The 19918-nt window shown below is 47.1% G+C and carries 20 protein-coding genes; 12 read left to right on the plus strand and 8 right to left on the minus strand.

Annotated features, from left to right (window positions below):
* The 8 genes from PMI05_RS14105 to PMI05_RS14140 all read left to right on the plus strand — a co-directional run.
* On the plus strand, nt 1-1639 hold a 1639-nt coding region (locus PMI05_RS14105; RefSeq protein WP_007722585.1), incomplete at its 5' end, for an iron ABC transporter permease.
* A gap of 112 nt (nt 1640-1751) precedes the next feature.
* On the plus strand, nt 1752-3341 hold the full coding sequence (locus tag PMI05_RS14110) for an AraC family transcriptional regulator (RefSeq protein ID WP_238543302.1): 1590 nt from the start codon (nt 1752-1754) through the stop codon (nt 3339-3341).
* Nucleotides 3342-3458: 117 nt separating this feature from the next.
* A complete protein-coding gene (locus PMI05_RS14115) occupies nt 3459-4478 on the plus strand; it encodes an ABC transporter substrate-binding protein (RefSeq protein ID WP_007722589.1) in 1020 nt (339 codons plus the stop codon).
* A 380-nt stretch (nt 4479-4858) separates the two neighbouring features.
* Nucleotides 4859-5917: a fatty acid desaturase gene (locus PMI05_RS14120; RefSeq protein WP_007722591.1), complete on the plus strand. Its 1059-nt coding sequence runs from the start codon at nt 4859-4861 to the stop codon at nt 5915-5917.
* Nucleotides 5918-5980: 63 nt separating this feature from the next.
* Complete coding sequence (locus PMI05_RS14125) at nt 5981-7123, plus strand: sensor histidine kinase (protein ID WP_007722593.1); 1143 nt, start codon at nt 5981-5983, stop codon at nt 7121-7123.
* The gene (locus PMI05_RS14130; RefSeq protein ID WP_007722595.1) at nt 7120-7719 is read left to right on the plus strand and encodes a response regulator transcription factor; all 600 of its coding nucleotides are present in this window, start codon (nt 7120-7122) and stop codon (nt 7717-7719) included. Before PMI05_RS14125 ends, PMI05_RS14130 begins: the two co-directional genes overlap by 4 nt.
* Before the next feature lie 150 nt (nt 7720-7869).
* Nucleotides 7870-8439, plus strand: coding sequence for a helix-turn-helix domain-containing protein (locus tag PMI05_RS14135; RefSeq protein WP_007722596.1), 570 nt, complete (start codon nt 7870-7872; stop codon nt 8437-8439).
* A 233-nt stretch (nt 8440-8672) separates the two neighbouring features.
* Nucleotides 8673-9926, plus strand: coding sequence for an MFS transporter (locus PMI05_RS14140; protein ID WP_007722597.1), 1254 nt, complete (start codon nt 8673-8675; stop codon nt 9924-9926).
* Between the two features lie 29 nt (nt 9927-9955).
* Here PMI05_RS14140 and PMI05_RS14145 read toward each other — a convergent pair whose 3' ends face one another.
* From PMI05_RS14145 to PMI05_RS14180, 8 genes are all read right to left on the minus strand, one after another.
* Nucleotides 9956-10480 (minus strand): GNAT family N-acetyltransferase, encoded by a 525-nt coding sequence (locus PMI05_RS14145; RefSeq protein WP_007722598.1) that lies wholly within the window; start codon nt 10478-10480, stop codon nt 9956-9958.
* A 170-nt stretch (nt 10481-10650) separates the two neighbouring features.
* Entirely contained in the window at nt 10651-11421 is a 771-nt protein-coding gene (locus PMI05_RS14150; protein WP_238543303.1) for a matrixin family metalloprotease, read from the minus strand.
* 365 nt (nt 11422-11786) lie between these two features.
* Entirely contained in the window at nt 11787-12350 is a 564-nt protein-coding gene (locus PMI05_RS14155) for a hypothetical protein (RefSeq protein ID WP_007722602.1), read from the minus strand.
* A gap of 260 nt (nt 12351-12610) precedes the next feature.
* On the minus strand, nt 12611-12904 hold the full coding sequence (locus tag PMI05_RS14160) for a spore coat protein (protein ID WP_007722604.1): 294 nt from the start codon (nt 12902-12904) through the stop codon (nt 12611-12613).
* 11 nt (nt 12905-12915) lie between these two features.
* Nucleotides 12916-13110 (minus strand): hypothetical protein, encoded by a 195-nt coding sequence (locus PMI05_RS14165; RefSeq protein WP_007722609.1) that lies wholly within the window; start codon nt 13108-13110, stop codon nt 12916-12918.
* A 30-nt stretch (nt 13111-13140) separates the two neighbouring features.
* Entirely contained in the window at nt 13141-14277 is a 1137-nt protein-coding gene (locus PMI05_RS14170) for a zinc-dependent alcohol dehydrogenase (protein ID WP_007722610.1), read from the minus strand.
* A 15-nt stretch (nt 14278-14292) separates the two neighbouring features.
* Nucleotides 14293-14664, minus strand: coding sequence for a spore coat protein (locus PMI05_RS14175; protein ID WP_007722611.1), 372 nt, complete (start codon nt 14662-14664; stop codon nt 14293-14295).
* Nucleotides 14665-14677: 13 nt separating this feature from the next.
* Nucleotides 14678-14923, minus strand: a complete 246-nt coding sequence (locus tag PMI05_RS14180; RefSeq protein WP_007722613.1) for a hypothetical protein — start codon at nt 14921-14923, stop codon at nt 14678-14680.
* A 205-nt stretch (nt 14924-15128) separates the two neighbouring features.
* Between PMI05_RS14180 and PMI05_RS14185 the strand changes: the two genes are divergently transcribed.
* The 4 genes from PMI05_RS14185 (at nt 15129) to nikB (ending at nt 19916) form a co-directional block, all read left to right on the plus strand.
* The gene (locus PMI05_RS14185) at nt 15129-16085 is read left to right on the plus strand and encodes an ROK family protein (RefSeq protein WP_007722619.1); all 957 of its coding nucleotides are present in this window, start codon (nt 15129-15131) and stop codon (nt 16083-16085) included.
* A gap of 104 nt (nt 16086-16189) precedes the next feature.
* The gene (locus tag PMI05_RS14190) at nt 16190-17254 is read left to right on the plus strand and encodes a Gfo/Idh/MocA family protein (protein WP_007722621.1); all 1065 of its coding nucleotides are present in this window, start codon (nt 16190-16192) and stop codon (nt 17252-17254) included.
* A gap of 72 nt (nt 17255-17326) precedes the next feature.
* The gene (locus PMI05_RS14195) at nt 17327-18925 is read left to right on the plus strand and encodes a glutathione ABC transporter substrate-binding protein (protein WP_007722623.1); all 1599 of its coding nucleotides are present in this window, start codon (nt 17327-17329) and stop codon (nt 18923-18925) included.
* Between the two features lie 67 nt (nt 18926-18992).
* Complete coding sequence (gene nikB / locus PMI05_RS14200) at nt 18993-19916, plus strand: nickel ABC transporter permease (protein ID WP_007722625.1); 924 nt, start codon at nt 18993-18995, stop codon at nt 19914-19916.
* Nucleotides 19917-19918: the final 2 nt, after the last annotated feature.

Below are 19918 nucleotides of genomic sequence, written 5' to 3' on the forward strand. Positions count from 1 at the left end.
CGCAGCCGTTACCGTATATTTCATGTCTGGCGGGCGAAAAGGTTCGCCAGTGCGTGTGGCATTGTCCGGGATGATTGTCACCTTGGTGTACTCCTCCTTGACGAGTGCCATCATCTTGTTTAACGAAGAAACGACAAATGGCATTTTCCTCTGGGGCTCAGGCTCCTTGAAGCAAAATGACTGGTCGGGTGTAGAATTCAGTTGGCCTTGGATTGTAGTTGGGATTTTGGTCAGCTTTTTCATGGCCAGGCAGCTGGATGTACTTAGCTTTAATGAAGAAACGGCGAAATCATTGGGGCAAAAGGTGGCAAAAACACGGCTTTTCACCATGTTTATTGCGATCTTGATTACGTGCGTCAGTGTCAGTGTGGTCGGGCCAATCGGTTTCATCGGACTCGTGGCTCCGCATCTGGTGCGATTGTCCGGCATCACGCAGCATAGATGGCTGTTACCGCTCTGTGCCATCTGGGGGGCAGCGCTGCTTGTAGCTTCCGATACGATTGCACGTATGTTCATCAATCATTATGGTGAACTTCCGGCAGGAGCCATCACGGCAGCTATTGGCGGACCATGGTTGATTTGGCTGGCTTTGCGTGTCTCGCGCAGTATGAGTGCTGGGACTGGCGGCTCGATGAGCGTCGGAGGAGCACAACGTAAAGTTTCGTATCCGCTGATAGTGTGTACGCTTGCTGTGCTGCTCGTGGTCGTTTGGATGCTCAGCTTGTCTAGCGGAAACTTGTACTTGCCGTGGACAGAGATCATCGCCATTTTTATGGGACAAGGAAACGAGATGTACAGTCAATTGGTGTTTGAGCTTCGAATGCCGCGACTGTTAACAGCGATGTTGGCAGGTGTGGCACTCGCGATCAGCGGGAGTCTCATGCAGAGTGCAGTACGTAATCCGCTGGCTGATCCGCAGATTGTCGGTGTCACGAGCGGTGCGGGTGTAGGGGCGATTATCGTGCTCCTTGTGTTTCCTCAACTCTCGGCTTGGATGCCGCTTGGGGCCGTTGTAGGGGGCATCATCTCTGCTGCGATTGTGTACGCGGTCTCTTGGAGAAGAGGACTCAATCCAATCATCTTGACGCTAGTAGGTATTGCGGTTTCTGCCGCAGGTGCCGCCTTTATCAATATTTTGATCGTACATTCCATGATCTTGGCAGCCCCTGCACTCACTTGGCTAGCAGGAAGTACATACGGGCGGGGATGGATGGAAGTAGGTCGCCTGTTGCCTGCGATCCTCGTCTTAGCACCGATCGCGTGGTGGTTAGGACGTCGGGTGGACCTCTTGTCATTTAACGACGAGAGCTCGACGGGATTGGGGTTAAAGGTGCGGATAACGAGGTTGTCTGTGGCAGTCATTGCAGTGCTGCTCGCTTCAGCGGCAGTTGCCAGTGTCGGAGCCGTAGGATTTATCGGTCTTCTCGCTCCGCATGCGGCACGTATGCTGGTCGGACCTCATCATCGCCGTGCAGTTGTCGTCTCAGCCATGCTTGGAGCTGTATTGCTGGTTGCTTCTGATTTGCTGGGAAGGATCGTCATGATCCCGAAAGATATTCCGGCGGGGGTCGTGGTGGCGTTGCTAGGCGCGCCATATCTGTTCTTGCTGATGTTCCGTTCGACTCGTTCCTCACAATAGACAGGCAAGTACTTGCCAAATAGAAAGATCTCCAACATGATGAAAGTAGAACAGGCTGATTCTGGTAATCAGCTTGTCTACTTTTTCTTGCTATTTCCGGTGATAGAAGGATGTGAATCTGTTGACGATTAATCAAGATTATCCTGGCTTTTTGATGACCGCCTTTCGCAAACAGCGATTGAAAAATTTTCACCTGCGTCAGGTGGAGGTAAACACCCATGTCCTTTGCTATGTGGCAGAAGGAAGTGCAGAGATTACAGTTGATGGTCAAAAGCAGCTGCTCGACGCCGGAAAGCTCTTGTTGTTGCGCCAGACGACGAAGATAGAAGAATTGCGGTGCCAATCAGGACCGTTGCACATATACAGGCTACATTACGTGGAAGCGAGACACGATCAGCAAGAGAGCGCTCCCGAGAGGAAAGAAGTCAAGGTTTTGGCTGTCTCTACTCCCGCCTCATTTCTGACGGTATTGGATGAGCTCTCGCAATTGACACGGAAGCGGGACTACTCTTCTTTTTTGCAGAGCCAAGCGCTACTCTACGAGCTGCTTGGTGTTGTTCATGATGAACAGAAAAAGAAAGAGGAAAAGGGCATTGGATCGATTGAGGAGACTATCACCTACATGCAAAAACACTACCGCGAGTCACTGGAATTGGGAAGCTTGCCAAAACTGGCGGGGTTGACCCCCAGCTCATATTGCCGTGCTTTCAAACGTGCGACGGGAATGACACCCGGGGAGTATTTGACTGGGTTGCGGATGGAGCATGCCAAGGAGCTGCTTGCCCATTCTGGAGGAAGTGTGAAGGATGTGGCTCGTAACGTAGGGTATGCCGATGAGCTGTATTTTAGTAGGCTCTTTAAAAAACGAGAAGGATTGTCGCCGCAAATTTATATGAAGCAAAGTGAACAGCGGGTAGTCGTGGTCAGCAAGCTGTTTTTGCAGGATCATTTTCTTGCGATGGGAATTCAGCCGATTGCTGCCCCCTCCTTCCCGAACTACTTTGAAACGAGGACGGGCTTTCCTTCTTATTTGCAGCAAAAGCTGCGCGGGACAAAAGCACTGAATGCAGAACAGTTGATCGATCCGAAAGAGATTTTGACCTTGTCGCCTGATGTGATCGTCAGGATGAATTTTTTCCACAATCGGGAGGCAGGAGACTGGGAGAAAATAAAAGGAACGGTCACCTTTGACGGCTATCCGAACTGGATTGACTACCAAACCAAATTGGCGACGCTCTTCCAGAAAGAGAGTCAGGCAGAGAAAATTATCAAGCACATCGACAAAGTGGAAAAACAGGCAAGAGATGCACTATTGCCGGTTACACGCACGGGTGAATGGACGATGATTCGTGTGCTAAAGGATGAGGTGCGTTTGTACGGCGTAGAGGGGCACGCCCTCGCTGACTTGTTTTATCACAAGCTTGGATTTGCGCCTGACCCGAATGTGACACACGCAGCCTATAAACCGAATGCGCTCAACGATCTGATCGAATTGAACCCGGAGCGAATCATCGTGTTCTGGAGTGAACGGGAGCACGTGGCAGTATTGTGGAACAACCCAATGTGGAGAGACTTGCGCGCGGTACGGGAAAACAAAGTGTACCATCCCGCCAATCATGAATGGGACCCATGGGGACCGTTTGGCAGAGAGCATACGATTCAAAGGAGCACAGCGTACTTTCTCCAGGTCGGACAGGGGTAATCTGGTCCATGTCAATTAGACAATCATGTCCATAGAAAAGTAAGAGGAGTCTCTATATACTATCAATTGATAATTGTTATCACTAAGTTGATAAGCAGAAGTGGGGGCATTCTCGATATGAAAAGTAAGACCAGTTTACGTACCATGCGCCACATCATGACCAGCTTCTTCGCGCTGTGCTTGCTGGTTGTCCTTGCCGGTTGCGGAGGCAATGCCAATCAAGCTCAACAAGCGCCAGTTGCATCGGGCACGCCGACTGAGGCTACTCCAGCACCAGCCGATTCCAATGAAGTACGTGAAGTGAAACACGCAATGGGTACCACTCCGATTAAGGGAACACCAGAACGCGTGGTTATTTTAACAAATGAAGGTACCGAAGCCTTGCTTGCACTTGGCGTTAAGCCAATCGCTGCTGTACAGTCCTGGGATGAAGATCCTTGGTATCCTCACATCAAGGATGAGATGACAGGCGTAGAAGTGTTGGGCTTTGAAGACCAGCCGAATCTAGAAGCGATTGTAAGCCTGAGCCCTGATTTGATCATCGGAAACAAAGTACGTCATGAAAAGATTTACGATCAACTGTCCAAAATCGCTCCAACCGTATTCTCTGAAGAGCTGTCCGGTAGATGGAAAAGCAACTTCACGCTCTATGCAGAAGCACTGAACAAGAAGGCAGAAGGCGAGCAAGTCCTGAAAGAATTCGATGACCGTGTAGCTGCTGCGAAAGCAAAGCTGGGTCCAAAAGCTTCTACTAAAGTATCCGTAGCGAAGTTCTCCAAAAAAGGCGTACAAATCTATCAAAAAGATACCTTTAGCGGTGTGCTGCTCGATCAGCTCGGACTAGCACGTCCAGCTTCCCAGGACGTAAACAACTTTGCAGAAATGATCAGCGAAGAAGGTATGTCCGCTATGGACGGGGACATCCTGTTCTACTGGGTAACCGAGCCAACGAAAGAATCTAAAGACATTGAGAACAACGCGAAAAAATGGATGGAAAGCCCAGTCTTCAAATCTCTGAATGTGGCGAAGACCAATCAAGTTTACCAAGTAGACGAAACGGTTTGGAACAAAGCAGGCGGCATCAAGGCAGCGAATTTGCTGCTCGATGACATCGTGAAGCGCCTCGATGTGAAGTAAATCAAAAAGCGTCAAAGCGAGAGACCTCATCCGAAGCAAGGATGGGGTCTCTTCGCACTCCTGCGGGTCTGTGAAAATCAACGAGACTACCCTTGAAGAGATCATAGAAGCTTTTCAAGATTTCCAAACGGGGAAAATGGGAATACTAATTTTTAAGGAGCGGAGTTCAGCAATCCTTTATGCGCTGGATTCTTCCTTTTTGCTGTAGTTTACTCCCCCGTTAATTTTCCAGATATATATTCAACCATGACATTTGTCATGTCCACGACTTGACGTTTATGACTACAGCGGTTAGACGCTATTTCCTACAATGAAGATAGAATATTGCGTCCGGCGAATTCACATGTCCCTGTGCGCATCAATCGAGGAGGAAACAATTGATGCATCAAGCCAACATTGCCCAATTGAAAAAGAATGTTGCCCCCTTTGAAAAAGCAGACTTGAAAAAGAGTATCCGACAGCTAATCAATACGTTAGTTCCGCTGATTCTACTCTGGTACGGTGCTTATCTCAGTCTGTCTGTGTCCTATTGGCTCACGCTGCCTATCGTCATCGTCGCAGCCGGCTTTGTCATCCGTACATTCATCATTTGCCACGATTGCTGCCACCAATCCTTTTTCAAAAATCGTCTGGCGAATGACATCGTTGGTACGATTACCGGTGTGCTGACCCTCGTCCCTTATGAACAATGGAAAAACAGTCACAATATTCACCATGCAACGAGCAGCAACCTCGACAAACGAGGCGTAGGCGATTTGTGGATGATGACTGTCAATGAATATCTCGAAGCTTCTACTTGGCATAAAATCGCTTATCGGCTGTATCGCAATCCGATCGTGATGTTTGGTTTGGGACCTATTTTTGTCTTTTTGATTCAGTATCGTTTTAATGTGAAGCGAGCTCGCCGTAAAGAACGGTTGAATACGTATTTGACGAATGTGCTGTTGGTCGGTCTTTATGCGCTTTTGATCTGGGCGGTTGGCTGGCAAGCATTCCTGCTGATTCAAGGTCCGATCTTTTTCGTCTCTGGCTTGTTTGGGATTTGGCTGTTTTATGTGCAGCATACGTATGAGGATTCGTACTTTGAGAACGATGAAGAGTGGAGCTACGTGAAAGCGGCAGTAGAAGGAAGCTCCTACTACAAGCTACCGAAGGTTTTGCAATGGATCACAGGAAATATTGGCTTTCACCATGTCCATCACTTAAGCCCGCGCGTACCGAACTACAACCTGGAAAAAGCACATAACGACACACCGCCGCTTCAGATGGCGACGACGATTACACTGGCGTCCAGCGTGCAGTGCCTTCGTTTTCATTTGTGGGATGAGAGCAACAAGCGGTTTGTGAGCTTCAAAGGCTTCAAGCGTTTGGCTGCTGCTCAATCGGAAGCAATCATAGATGCACTCCAAGGCTCCAAACCGAGTTTGGAAGGAAAATAAGCCTGCCATAAACCTTTGAATTCCGATACACTTGAGAGAGTGGCGAAGAAAAGGTGGGCAAGCATGCAAAAGCAGAAGTGGTATCACATTCTACAAAAAAATACGGGCTTGAGCCCTTATGTGTGGGTTGTCTTCTACATCCTGCCATTCTATTTCATCTTCCGGTCCTCTTCGACGTACGAAGCGGTGATCGGAATCATCATGATCATTCTGTTTTTCATCTGCTATGTATTCTCCTTCCTGTCAAAGGGTTGGCTGATTTACTTTTGGACGAGTGTGCAGATTATCATATCCGTCGCCATGACCTTGATGTTCGGCTATGTGTATTTCTCGCTCTTCCTGGCGTTTTTTATCGGGAATATCGAGAACAAGATCGGTTTTGTTACGCTGTACACGGTTCATTTGATTAGCACCACCATATCGGTCAATATCGGCTTTTTCACCAAAAACGTGCAATTGATTGGCCAGCTTCCGTTTGTTTTGGTTAGCATGATAGCGGTCATTCTCTTGCCCGTGACCACGTACAACTGGAATAAGCGAGAGAAGCTGCAGGGAGAGCTGGAGCATGCGAACAAGCGAATATCGGAGCTGGTCAAGCTCGAGGAACGTCAACGCATTGCCCGCGACTTGCACGATACGTTGGGGCAGAAGCTCTCCTTGATTGGGTTGAAAAGTGATTTGGCGAACAAGCTGATTAACAAAAATCCTGCTTTGGCAAGAACAGAGCTGGAAGAAATCAGGCAAACGGCGCGAATCGCATTGAAAGAAGTACGGGAAATGGTCACGCAAATGCGTGGGACGCGGCTAGAAGATGAGACGTTTCGGATCAAGCAAATTTTCAAGGCGGCGGAAATTGAATTCGTGCTGGAAGGCGACACGAATCTAACCAATACTTCGCTGATGACAGAAAACGTGTTGTGCATGTGCCTGAAAGAAGCGGTCAACAATATTGTGAAACATAGCAATGCCAGCGCCTGCTCCATCGTCATCGAACCCACTCGTACCGATCTTGTCGTAAGCGTTACGGACAATGGGATTGGAATGGCGGAGGAATTGGTCTACCGAGGAAACGGTTTGCGTGGGATGAAGGAACGGCTGGAATTTGTCAACGGAAGTATGGAAATCCAGTCCTCGGTGTCTGGAACACAGCTAGTGATTCGGGTACCCAACGTCTTCAAACAACCGGAACAGGAGGCGGGAGGATGATTCGCATTGTCATTGCAGAGGATCAGCGGATGCTCTTGGGAGCCCTTGCTTCCCTGCTCGATTTGGAAGAGGATATGAAGGTCGTCGGAAGAGCAAGTAATGGTGAGGATGCCGTCAAGCTCGTGCATCAGCATCAACCCGACATTTGCATCATGGATATCGAAATGCCGGTCAAAAGCGGATTAGACGCTGCTGAGGAATTGAAAGGTAGCGGCTGCAAGGTGATGATTCTCACGACCTTTGCCCGCCCAGGCTACTTCGAACGAGCACTGAAGGCAGGTGCAAACGGCTACTTGCTCAAGGACAGCCCGAGCGAAGAACTGGCTAGTTCGATTCGCAGCATTATGGCAGGGCGGCGGATCTATGCTCCTGAGTTGGTCGATGAGGCATACGGGCAGGAGAATCCGCTGACGGAGCGGGAAAAGGAAGTTCTGGTCTTGATCGCTGACGGGAAGAACACCAAGGAGATTGCCAGCCAGCTGTACATTACGACAGGGACTGTGCGGAATTACATCTCCGTCATTCTCGACAAGCTCGGTGTGAGCAATCGGATCGAGGCGATTATGCATTCCAAGGAAAAAGGCTGGTTTAAGTAGCAGACCAGTTGGAGGAGACCCTTTCTGTTTTGGCAGGAAGGGTTTCTTTTTTATGTGGTATATTTAGTATGATTTCATCCACTATCGTATATGAAATGCTAATCGCCTATTTTTTATAGTTTCCATCGATATGGCAAAGGGAGGCTTAAAGTGAATCTAGAAACCGATGATCCCAAACAAGTTGTTTTACAGGTTGGAGGGGTATTAAAAAAAATTCGTAAAGAGAAACATTTGAGCCTTGAAGATTTATCAGAATTATCGGGTGTGAGCAAGCTGACACTTGGAAATATTGAACGTGGAGAAACTAACCCAACAATCGGGGTGTTGTGGAAAATTTCGAAATGCTTATCTATACCACTCTTGGCTTTATTCTCAACCGAAGACAGTGTGAATCTGTCCAGAGCTGGGCAGGGACTCAGAATTGCTGGGGATAATAAAGATTGGGTAATTGAGCCAATCTTTCAGAACGTAAGTAATGAAATGGAAACGTATAGAGCTTATTTACAACCGAATAGCTCATACTATCCAGAGAAGCATCACCACAATACAACGGAAATTGCGACGGTAATGTCAGGAACCCTTTCCATCAATGTAAATAATGAGTCATACACCTTGAATCAATATGATTCGATCAGTTTTTGTGCAGATGGTACGCATTCATATATAAATCAATCCGACGATCTTGTTGTGATCCATATTATATTGAAATACGGGGTCTAAAAATCGATTCCCTGTATTCTCATAGACTACGACGACTATGACCCTTTATCGACCGTATGGTTGCTAGAGGGTTATATTTTGTTGTGATTGATTAGAAATGATAGATATTGGACAATTTCTATCCGTTATATTATAGTGTGTTTTGTGGATTAAAAAGTATATTATAATATGCCGTTTTACTCCGGTTACGAATTAACTCCTGTATCCACTCTAATAGACTAGGAGGGAAAATGATGAGCACGGAAGATATAAAATCAAATCCAAGTGTTACTAGATCAGCGGTTTGGGTAGTTATTGTAGGGATAATATTTATTGCAGCTAATTTACGGGCTCCTTTAACCTCGGTGGGGCCTCTAGTTGGTCTTATTAGGGACGATGTTCATATTTCGAATACGCTGGCAGGTATGATTACCACGTTGCCCCTACTAGCTTTTGCACTTTTTTCTCCTTTTGTTCCTAAATTAGGGCGAAAGTTTGGAGTAGAAGTCATGATTCTAATTTCCATCATCCTTCTTACTTTTGGGGTTATTTTGCGTTCCCTCTCAGGAATCGCTACTTTATATATCGGTACTGCTGTTCTTGGATTGGCCATTTCCGTTTCTAATGTATTGTTGCCTAGCCTTATAAAGCGGGAGTTTCCTGGACGCATTGGTTTAATGACTGGTGTATATTCCGTTTCTATGAATTTATTGGGAGCAATAGCATCTGGTATTAGTGTTCCCATTGCAGTTGGAATAGGAATTGGATGGCAAGGGGCATTGGGTATATGGGGCATTCTTAGTATGGCTTCCGTATTATTTTGGTTACCTCAAATGAAACGCAGCAATAGGGAAACAGCCACCTTTAAAAATCAATCGGCTGATAGCAGTGTGAATTTATGGCGTTCCGCACTAGCGTGGCAAGTAACCTTGTTTATGGGACTCCAATCTACGTTTTTCTATGTACTGATCACATGGCTACCTGAAATCTTAAAACAGCAAGGATTAAGTTCAGATCAATCTGGTTGGTTACTTTCTATTATGCAGTTAGCCTTGCTGCCATTTACTTTTGTCGTTCCGATTATCGCAGGGCGTATGTCCAGTCAACGTTCATTAGTTACGATTACGACAATTTTGCTTTTAATGGGAACGCTTGGATTACTTTACGGAAGCGCGAATTTTATTGTTTGGTGGATCATCATGCTAGGAATTGGTGGAGGTTTTGCATTTAGTTTATCGATGATGTTTTTTGGTTTACGTACAGAGAATGCTCAACAGGCTGCAGAGCTGTCCGGTATGGCTCAATCAGTTGGATACCTACTTGCTGCAATAGGCCCGACACTTTTCGGATATCTACATGATGTAACGGATAGCTGGACTGTTCCACTTCTGCTTTTGGTTTGTGCGTCAATCTTACTCTTTATATTTGGTCTAGGTGCAGCTAGAAATCGTTCTATTGGTTCAAAGGCATCGATTCCACCGAGTACAATACCGCCAAAAGCGATGTAAGCAAACTCGGGAGTCCATCTTAGATCCGCTTACTTCTCCAACGAATAAAAGCAGTCATTCACTATCTTACCTGCAATTTCAGTGCTTTCGGGCACGATTTTATCCAGCTTCATTCCAGCCTTCTCCAAAACGCGTCGTGAAGCCACATGCTCTTCGGAACAAACAGCCGTAAATTTTTTGAATCCAAAAGTATCCACAGCAAAATCAAATACGCGTCTGATTGCTTCCGTTGCATAGCCCTTGCCCTTGAATCCGTCCAGTATGATGAAGCCTACTTCCGCAGTGAGAGTTTCTCGGTTACGGGTGCAGAAGCTAATCAAGCCAACGTCGTTACCTGAGTCGGTTTCACGTATGATCCAGGTTAGCCAGTGGGTCGATTCGAGGCTCCACGGAGCGAGTTCTTTCTCAAAGTTACGGCGGATATCTTCATCGCTCATGGTAGCTCCGATATGCTCCATCAGTGTCGGGTTGGAATAGATGGAGCGGATCAGATCCCAATCGGGTAATGCCACTTTGGTGAGAGTCAGGCGCGCACTGAGAATTTGATTGTTCATAGGGATTCTCCTTTAGGAATTGTAAGGAATATTTATAATAGTATGCGCAGATGAGTGAGAAGGAAAGGAGTCTATCACCAAGAGTGGGGCTGTTCATCAAAAAAGGCCGTCGACTTTCTCGACAGCCAAAAGAGGTCCTTGCATTGTCTTTTGTGTAGGCAATCAATGAGTTATCGACTATAGATGTTTCGAAGCTCATTGATGTCGTTTTGGGTAGGGGCAGTGATTCTCGTTAACCAAGAGTTATTCATGATCGAGTGATCCGATCTATGATTTAGTCGTAGTACATGTCCAATCTCATGAGTAGCCAAGGCTTCTAAATAAGCGGCGTTTCTGTTGCTCACTCTGTTCCATTGGATGACTGTGCCACCGGTTACTCTGGAACCATTCGATTGCCACCAACCAAATCCATCATACCCCCTCGCATAGCCTTCCCCCAAGGTAATGGGAGCATTTTGTGTTGGTGTTAATGAAACAATGCCTGTGTTGTTCCAATTTCGTATGGCATTTTCATAGGCTTGTCTGAGAGCAGGGATATTTGTCGTAATCGTTACCTGATACGAAACTAAGACCTTGTCTTGATCGGTTGCAGGTGGGTTTCCATTAATAAAAGCAGAAGCAACATAGTACTTCACGCCGTTTTTCTCGTAGAAGAACCATCTATTATCAGGGGCATTTGTCCAAAAGTCATTGAGCGAGGTACCTCGGGTCCAACCTGAAAATTGTACGCGGGTATTTGGTTGAAGCTTGTCGATGATAGTAGCAGAAGTAGTCGGTCCGGTACGGATATTGACAGGGATCGAGGCGGATACACCGCTAAAATCCACGCGATATTCGGATTGATCCTGTGCGTTTGTCGGCGTAACAAAATATCCATTTACAAGAGTGACAAGAGTAATAGTGAACAATAAAAGTTTACCCAAAATTCTTTCTAACATCATAAGGCTCCTTCCCAAGCAAGAGTTTTCGTGGTTCCCAGTACAGTTCTCTGCGGACCTCCTTTTCATATGTTTTTGATTACAAAAACAATTTCATTCCTACTAGTCCATCTCTTTTAAGTAGTTTGAAATTGTTTTTCTAATGGTAAAGTACATATCCAGTATTTTCAAGTTAAGCGCAAAGAATTTACAATATTGTCGTTTTTTACCGAATTTTTGATGAACGGTAGGAGTTGGAGTCCTCAGCCTGTGGCCAAAGAGAAAAGGAAACAAGCTGATGTCGATTGATTGTCGACATCAGCTTGTTGATGAGATGCATGCTATGTGCCTGCTATTGGGGGGGCGGTTATTTAATTATTCTGATTAGTCTATAGGCGCTTGATCAGGTTCATATTCCCCGAACTTCTGATCACAATCCAACCGTCAGGAATAGGCGAGCCTAGCATCACCCATACCTCCTGACCAGAAGAAACGTTGTTCAGATTTTTAATCAGGTTCATAGTCCCAGTACTTCTGATCACAACCCATCCGTCAGGCATAGGGGAGCCGAGCATGACCCAAACTTCCTGATTAGAAGAGGCGCTGTTCAGATTTTTAATCAGGTTCATAGTCCCAGTACTTCTGATCACAACCCATCCGTCAGGCATAGGGGAGCCGAGCATGACCCAAACTTCGTAACCAGCAGGAGCATTGTTGATATCCTTAATCAGGTTCATATTGCCAGAAGATCTGATTACGACCCAACCGTTTGGAATAGGGGAGCCGAGCATGACCCAGACTTCCTGACCAAATGCGGCATTTTTGATTATTGTTTTTGCGGAGGCTGGTGCCTTTTCCTGTAGAGGTAGAGATGCCCCTTGGGCTTGTGCGGCTACACTTGGTACAGCGACAACTGAGCTTAATGTCAGGATGATCAAGGCTTTTTTAAACATGAACATCAACCTTTCATGATAGTGGTAATGTAGCTCTGAAACGATCATCGAGTAGATGCCAGATGTTGCGGTACTCTATACAGAATAATGAGATGGATATCATCGCCCCTCCCTAAAAACACCTATATATACCATTTTATAGGATGTTTGTTCCTTTTACTTTAGGAGATATTGTCGAATGGTAGATAAAGTAGTAAAGATATTGGTTCACATAACCTTTTAAAAAGAAAAAGAAAGCACCCAAAGAGGGTGCTTTCACTTCACGGAAGATTTAACGCGGTCTGGATATTTTGCTGATCGAATTGAATCTGCTCGGTAACATTCCATGGATGGTACCAGCCACGCTCAATCATGTACAGGCTGATCTTTTCGTGCAAATCGATTGCTTCTTCCAATTGCTTGGTGAGTGTTGCCTTAATTTCTGGGGTGCCTGTTTCTGTCAGTGCCATCGCATAGTTTCGCACACCGCTCTTTGCGGAGATGAGAAAGTCCATGGCGATTACTTGATCGGTCAGGCCACCCATACCAGCTAAGCTTTGAAGAATGCCAGTCATGCGTTGTCCCCCTATGAATTTGCTTTTGCCAGTAGAGAGCTCAGCTCTTGAAGCTGTCTGGTGGATGCGAGAACATCGTCTGCCAAAATCTGTCTCAACGTCTCATCGGAAACCAGGGCTTGCATCGTCTTGGACTTGGTCATGCAAATGGTTTTAAAAGAAGCAATTTCATGCAGTTCAAGCTGTTCGTGCAATCCGTAATTCATCGTACCAGCATCCTCCTTCCCGTTATCTCATCAAGGCTTTAAAATGACTTTGATGCAATTGTCTGTTTTGGTATCAAATACTTCGTATCCACGCTTTGCTTCACTTAAGGGAATGACGTGTGTGATGATGTCGCCTGGATCGACTTTTCCGGTGGTAATGAGCTCATACATATATGGCATGTAGTGGATTACAGGTGCTTGTCCGGAACGTATGTTGACATTCCGTTGCATGATGTCTCCAAGAGGGAAGGCATTATAGCGTCCGCCATAAACACCAGTGATTTGGATCGTGCCGCCTTTACGGACTGCTTGAGAAGCGATGACGATTGCCCCCATGGCGCCTCCTTGCAGCTTCAATCCACTCGCCAGAAACTCCAGAGCGGACATTTTTCCATCCATACCAACAGCATCGATGACAACGTCAGCACCACCCTTCGTGATTTCTTTCAGGTAGTTGCCGATATTCTCCTTTTGCTCAAAGTTTACGATTTCAACGTTGTTCGTACGCTTTGCATGTTGTAGGCGGTAATCGATATAATCAACCGCAATCACACGTTTTGCACCCTTCAGCCAACAAAACTTTTGGGCAAGGAGGCCTACTGGTCCGCAGCCTAGAACGATCACGGTATCTCCGTTCTTCACACCTGCGTTATCAACGCTCCAGTATGCGGTTGGCATCGCATCGGCGATCAGGCATAGCTTCTCGTCTTCTACCTCGCAGTCTTCGGGAAGCTTGAAATGGGTAAAGTTCGCAAAGGGCACCCGCAAATACTCCGCCTGTCCTCCAGGATAACCACCCGTTGTACCGGAATATCCGAAAAAACCACCCATCTCGCCATTCTCGTTTGAATTGTCACATTGGCTCTCTAAATGGTTTTTGCAATAAAAGCATTCGCCGCAAGCAATCGTAAAAGGAATGATGACGCGGTCGCCCCTTTTCAGCTTGGTTACACCGGGGCCAACCTCTTCGACAATTCCCATTGGTTCGTGACCGATAATATAATCCTCTTGCAAATTGGGGATCATGCCATGAAGTAAATGGAGATCAGATCCGCATATGGCGGTGCTGGTCAATTTCACGATCATATCATCGGGCTTTTCAATCTTCGGATCGGGTACCTCTTTAACCACGACGTTTTTAATGCCTTGATATGTAACAGCTTTCATCAATAAGTTCCCCCATCACTGGTGTTCATCTGGTGTCCGATCGAACATGCCTTTTCGCGAGGTATCCTCAGGGAAGAAGTTCATTTGTCCGATTTGAATCGTTTCCAAGGCGGAGAGGTGGTCTAGTTGATACTGTTCATGGAGTTCGTAGGGATGGAACCATTTTTTACTGAGCATCAGCTCCGCGATTTCTTGATGGAGGGCAATTCCTTGGTGGAGTTGTTTCCGTAGTACGGCTCTTGCTTCGGGAGTAACTGTTTCAGTCAGAGCGATTGCCGTGTTTCGGACGCCTTCTTTGGCACGGATGAGAAAGTCCATGGCAAAAGTCATATCCGCTTTCTCCGGCATGTTTAGCGCATTAATGGGATCTTGATAATCGTTGTTCATCAGATTTTCACCTTCAGTTTATGATGGGGGTCGGACGAGTTTGCGGTATCGGTGCCTGGAAGGGTGCGTGCTTGTAAATAGCCTGAAGCTCCGCGATTGCTTGCAAGGTTTGCTCTACATCTTTTTGCATCAACGCTCGTAAATCCTGATCAAATACGATGCCTTGCATCAGCTTGGATTTGGAGAGGCAGAGTGTTTTGAAGTTAAGTACTTCATGAATATCCAGTGATTCATGGGCAGCCAGCGTCTGTTTATTCATAGTACAATTCTCCTTTTGGACGTTTTAACAGTTCTATTCTGTCCTATGTACTACTTGGTATTCGAAAGAACTCTGCCGATGAAATTAATTTTTCGAATAATCTGGACGAAAGGAGAGGGGTGTGCTACAAATAAAGCTAAGTTGAATTTATAAAGCCATTGGAGAAACTAATATCGAGTTTACGGTAAATAAAGGAGAGACGAGCATGGCAAAAGATGAATATGCGATTGGGCTGGACCTGGGTGGGACCAAAATCTTGGCTGGTTTGGTTGATCACGCAGGCAGGATAATCGCACAAAAGCAGCTGCCGACCTTAGCAGAGGAGGGAGAAAAAGCAGTGATCGAAAGGGTGCTGTCTGCTACTGATGATGTCCTATCAGAAAGCAGCATCGATCCCCAAAAAGTACGCGGCGTAGGAATTGCTTCCGCAGGAGTTATTAACAGCGCGAACGGTGAAGTAGTATTTGCGAGCAATCTAGGCTGGAGAAATGTACCGATTGGCACCCTGATCCAGCAGAGGTTCGGACTGCCCGTCCGGCTGTTCAATGATGCGAATGCAGCGGCAATCGCGGAGTGGCTATGGGGCGCAGGAGCTGGCACCCAAAATATGATCTATGTCACCGTCAGCACAGGTGTAGGGGCAGGAGTGATCAGCGACGGTCGATTGGTTTCAGGGCGGGATGGGAGTGCGGGTGAGTTCGGCCATATCTCGATCGATTGGAACGGACCGCCATGCCGCTGCGGCAATCGAGGCTGCCTGGAAAACTTCGCATCGGGTACTGCCATTGAAAACGCCGCTCGCCACAAGCTGGCAACCACAAATGAGCCAGTCACGGCCAAAGCGATCAGTGAGGCTGCGCTAGCAGGAGATCCTTTTTCCAAGCAACTCATCAAGCAAGCAGGGTTTTACTTAGGAGCCGGAGCAGCCAATCTGATCTATTTGTTTAACCCGGAGGTAATCGTCTTCGGAGGTGGAGTTATGAACGCTTCTACCATACTCATGCCGGAAATTGAGAAGAGCATGAGGGAGAGATGCATCCCTGGACTGGCGCAGGAGGTACGTGTCGTCCTTAGCCAGATCGGGGTAGAAGCTGGAGTGATGGGAGCGGCAGGGGGAGTTTTTGCGCTAGATCAACAAGGAGAGAAAACACCAAATTTTTAATCGAAAACTGTATTGCAAAAATTAAAACAATTATGTATCATCTTATTAATTACTCCACTGAAAAAACTAATTAACAGATGAGAAGCAAGGAGGAAGACAACATCATGGCAAAAGTGAGAATTGCGGTGATTGGTGCAGGATCAATTTCAGACATGCACTTGCAATCGTACCAGCAAAACGAGCGTACAGAAATTCGGGCCGTCGTCGACTTCAACGAGGAGCGCGCTCGGGAAAAAGCACAGAAGTACGGGGCCGAAACTTACTACAGCAAGCTTGAGGATGTTTTCTCAGATGAACAGGTAGACGCTGTGAGTATTTGTACGTGGAACAACACACACGCAGATATTGCCATCGCTGCCCTTGGAGCGGGTAAGCACGTGCTTTTGGAAAAGCCTTTAAGTACAACAGTTGAAAGCGCTCTCCTGATAGAGGAGGCCGTAAAAGAGAGTGGCAAGATGCTCCAAGTAGGTTTTGTGAGAAGGTACGATACGAATGCGCAATTGCTCAAGCAGTTCATCGATGCGGGCGAGCTGGGGGAGATTTATTACGCGAAGGCATCCTGTCTGCGCCGTTTGGGCAATCCGGGAGGCTGGTTCGCTGATAAGGACAGATCTGGCGGAGGTCCACTCATCGATCTTGGGGTGCATGTCATTGATCTGTGCTGGTACTTGATGGGCTGCCCAAAAGTAACGACAGTCAGCGGCAATACATACAACAAGCTGGGCAATCGCGCCAACGTCAAAAATCTCTCTTTTTACAAAGCAGCTGATTACGATCCTTCCCAAAACACTGTCGAGGATATGGCCAATGCACTCATTCGCTTTGAAAACGGAGCGTCCCTTTTCGTGGATGTGAGCTATACACTGCATGCGAAAAAAGACGAGTTGGCCGTCAAACTGTACGGAGACAAGGGAGGCGCAGAGGTGGAGCCAGAGCTGTCCATCATTGCAGAGAAGCATGACACGATCCTGAATGTCAGCCCGCAGATGGATAAATTATCATTTGATTTCAAGCGAGGCTTCCAAAATGAGATCGATCACTTCATCGCATGCATTTTGGGTGAAAAAGAAACACTTAGCCCAGTACAGGACGGCGTGGAGATGATGAAGATTCTGTGCGGCATATACGAATCAGCTGCGACCGGAAGAGAAATCGTATTTACCCGATAACCGGTAGGCTAGACCTATCCATGGACATCCAGATATCACCCATAGAGTAGATGAAGACAAGGGGGAAAAGAAATGAAAAAAGCTTCGTTTTTGCGAACCGCATCTGTCTTACTTTTTTCAGTGGCTTTACTTTTCGGATGTTCCAGTGGCAGTGGCAGTGGCGGTGGTAGCGGTAGTGGAACTCCGGCAGCTTCCAATGGGGGGACAACGACGGGAGCGCCGCAAAAGGATCAGATGGTCATCGCCGTAAACGAAAACTTTATCACGATGGACCCGCAAAATACAGGGGATGCACTTTCATCAGGTGTCCAAAGCGCGATGTTTGAAGGGCTTCTGATTTATGACAAGGATTTGAAGCTCATGCCGGGTCTGTCGACTGAATATTCCGTGAATGAAGACGCGACAGAGTACACCTTCAAGCTCCGGCAAAACGTGAAGTTCCATGATGGCACACCATTCAATGCCGAAGCGGTCAAAATCAATTTCGACCGGATGAGCAACAAAGACAACAACTTGAGAGCTTATCGAAACTACAAATACATCAAGTCCACAGAGGTTGTCGACGAGCACACAGTGAAAGTGACGCTGAACCAGCCGTTTTCCGCGATGATCAACAAGTTCACGACCGGAATCATCAGCCCGGCGGCTCTGGAAAAGTACGGCAAAGACATTACCAAAAATCCAGTCGGTACAGGTCCATATAAATTCGTGGAATGGGTACAGGGTGACCATTTGACGGTAGAGCTGAATCCAGATCACTGGAACAAGGGAGCAGCCAAGGTCGGTAAAATCGTCTACAAGCCCGTTCCTGAAAATGGCTCCCGCGTAGCCATGCTGAAGACGGGTGAAGCCGATGTCATCTATCCGTTACCTGAGCAGCAAGTAGAGACACTGAACGGAGCAGAGGGAGTAAAGGTAGAGCGCACACCTTCCACTATCACCCGCTATGTCTCGATCAATATGCTGAAAAAGCCGTTTGACGATCCGCGCGTTCGCCAAGCCATCAACCATGCAGTAGACAAGGACGCGTTCATTAAAGTCGTGAAGTCCGGGTATGGCGCACACCTGGAATCCGTGATGTCCCCAACGATTGCCCACTATGCGAAGCAAGGCGCCTATGAATACAACATCGAAAAAGCGAAGCAGCTTTTGAAAGAAGCAGGCTACGAAAATGGCTTCACAACGGACATCTGGGGCAATACGAACTCAGATACGATGAAGGGCATGCAATTCATTCAGCAGCAATTGCAAAAGGTCGGCATCACCGTTGAAGTGAAATCGATGGAAGAAGCGACGCTGTCCGATGAAATCTACGGCATCAAGTCTCCAGAAGAAGCAAAAATGAACATGTGGTACGTAAGCTGGTCCTCTGCTGATCCAGACAATGCGATGCGTTCGTTGTTTAGCAGCGAGAACTTCCCGCCAGCGGGAGCGAACACGGCTTTCTACAAAAATGACCTTGTCGACCAAAGCATCAAGGAAGCAACACAATCATCAGACCAAGATAAGCAAAAGCAGCTGTATGGCTTCGTGCAAGAAAATGTGTTTAAAGATGCACCATGGATTTTCCTCGCAGTCGATGAAATCTTGTACGGAAAACGCGCGAACGTGAACGGTGTTTATATCACACCAAGTGGCGGCATCTATGTAAGAGAAGCGACGTTCCAATAATACTTGAAGCAGCGTTCGGGCATTGTCTGCCGCTGGGCGCTGCTTTTCTTTTAGGAGGAACCGTACCATGTTCCGTTATATCGTGAAGAGACTCATCGAGATCATCCCGATTATTGTTGTCGTGTCGTTGCTCATTTTCTTCTTTATCCATCTGGTTCCGGGTGATCCTGTTCGCTTGGCGGCGGGAAAAGAAGCGACCTTGGAAGAGATCGAGCGGGTGCGTCAGGAGCTGGGCTTGGATAAGCCATTGCTTACCCAGTACGTCAACTACATGCAAAACCTGCTGACAGGAAATTTGGGACACTCCCTGAAGACGGGGCTTCCCATTAGCGATATGTTTGAAAACCGTTTTTCTATAACGATGACGTTGACATTTATGAGCCTGGGCTGGGCCTTGGTGCTCGGACTGCTGATTGGGACGATCTCTGCTGTTTTCCGCAATAAATGGCCGGATTACGTAGGGATGCTGACGGCGATTTCTGGTATTTCCTTACCTGGATTTTGGCTGGGGCTCATTCTCATACAGGTTTTTTCTGTCACGTTGGGCTGGTTTCCCACAGGTGGGGTCGAGAGCTGGAAAAGCTACGTGCTCCCCTCGTTAACCTTGGGAGCAGGAATCATGTCGATGCTGGCCCGATTTACACGGTCCTCCCTGCTCGAAACATTAAAGGAAGATTTCATCCGAACAGGTCGGGCAAAAGGGTTGAAGGAATCTGTAGTCGTTCGCAAGCACGCCTTGAAAAATTCGATGATTCCGGTCGTGACCATCGCCGGATTGCAATTCGGCTTTCTGTTGGGCGGATCGGTTGTCGTGGAGACGGTGTTTAGCATTCCGGGTATGGGGCGTCTGTTGATCGATTCCATTGCTTTTCGCGATTATCCGGTCGTACAGGCAGTCATCCTGTTGTTTTCACTGGAGTTCATTCTCGTGAATCTGCTGGTAGACATCTTGTACAAGGCACTGAATCCGAAAATCCGTTATGACAGCTAATG

The organism is Brevibacillus sp. BC25 (genome assembly GCF_000282075.1).
Taxonomy (GTDB): Bacteria; Bacillota; Bacilli; order Brevibacillales; family Brevibacillaceae; genus Brevibacillus.

What these genes read in the sequence shown, in the direction of transcription:
- PMI05_RS14115 (WP_007722589.1), top strand. Translation starts at nt 3,459, where the DNA reads ATGAAAAGTAAGACCAGTTTACGTACCATGCGCCACATCATGACCAGC.
- PMI05_RS14120 (WP_007722591.1), top strand. Translation starts at nt 4,859, where the DNA reads ATGCATCAAGCCAACATTGCCCAATTGAAAAAGAATGTTGCCCCCTTT.
- PMI05_RS14125 (WP_007722593.1), top strand. Translation starts at nt 5,981, where the DNA reads ATGCAAAAGCAGAAGTGGTATCACATTCTACAAAAAAATACGGGCTTG.
- PMI05_RS14130 (WP_007722595.1), top strand. Translation starts at nt 7,120, where the DNA reads ATGATTCGCATTGTCATTGCAGAGGATCAGCGGATGCTCTTGGGAGCC.
- PMI05_RS14140 (WP_007722597.1), top strand. Translation starts at nt 8,673, where the DNA reads ATGAGCACGGAAGATATAAAATCAAATCCAAGTGTTACTAGATCAGCG.
- PMI05_RS14145 (WP_007722598.1), bottom strand. Translation starts at nt 10,480, where the DNA reads ATGAACAATCAAATTCTCAGTGCGCGCCTGACTCTCACCAAAGTGGCA.
- PMI05_RS14150 (WP_238543303.1), bottom strand. Translation starts at nt 11,421, where the DNA reads ATGATGTTAGAAAGAATTTTGGGTAAACTTTTATTGTTCACTATTACT.
- PMI05_RS14155 (WP_007722602.1), bottom strand. Translation starts at nt 12,350, where the DNA reads ATGTTTAAAAAAGCCTTGATCATCCTGACATTAAGCTCAGTTGTCGCT.
- PMI05_RS14160 (WP_007722604.1), bottom strand. Translation starts at nt 12,904, where the DNA reads ATGACTGGCATTCTTCAAAGCTTAGCTGGTATGGGTGGCCTGACCGAT.
- PMI05_RS14165 (WP_007722609.1), bottom strand. Translation starts at nt 13,110, where the DNA reads ATGAATTACGGATTGCACGAACAGCTTGAACTGCATGAAATTGCTTCT.
- PMI05_RS14170 (WP_007722610.1), bottom strand. Translation starts at nt 14,277, where the DNA reads ATGAAAGCTGTTACATATCAAGGCATTAAAAACGTCGTGGTTAAAGAG.
- PMI05_RS14175 (WP_007722611.1), bottom strand. Translation starts at nt 14,664, where the DNA reads ATGAACAACGATTATCAAGATCCCATTAATGCGCTAAACATGCCGGAG.
- PMI05_RS14180 (WP_007722613.1), bottom strand. Translation starts at nt 14,923, where the DNA reads ATGAATAAACAGACGCTGGCTGCCCATGAATCACTGGATATTCATGAA.
- PMI05_RS14185 (WP_007722619.1), top strand. Translation starts at nt 15,129, where the DNA reads ATGGCAAAAGATGAATATGCGATTGGGCTGGACCTGGGTGGGACCAAA.
- PMI05_RS14190 (WP_007722621.1), top strand. Translation starts at nt 16,190, where the DNA reads ATGGCAAAAGTGAGAATTGCGGTGATTGGTGCAGGATCAATTTCAGAC.
- PMI05_RS14195 (WP_007722623.1), top strand. Translation starts at nt 17,327, where the DNA reads ATGAAAAAAGCTTCGTTTTTGCGAACCGCATCTGTCTTACTTTTTTCA.
- nikB (WP_007722625.1), top strand. Translation starts at nt 18,993, where the DNA reads ATGTTCCGTTATATCGTGAAGAGACTCATCGAGATCATCCCGATTATT.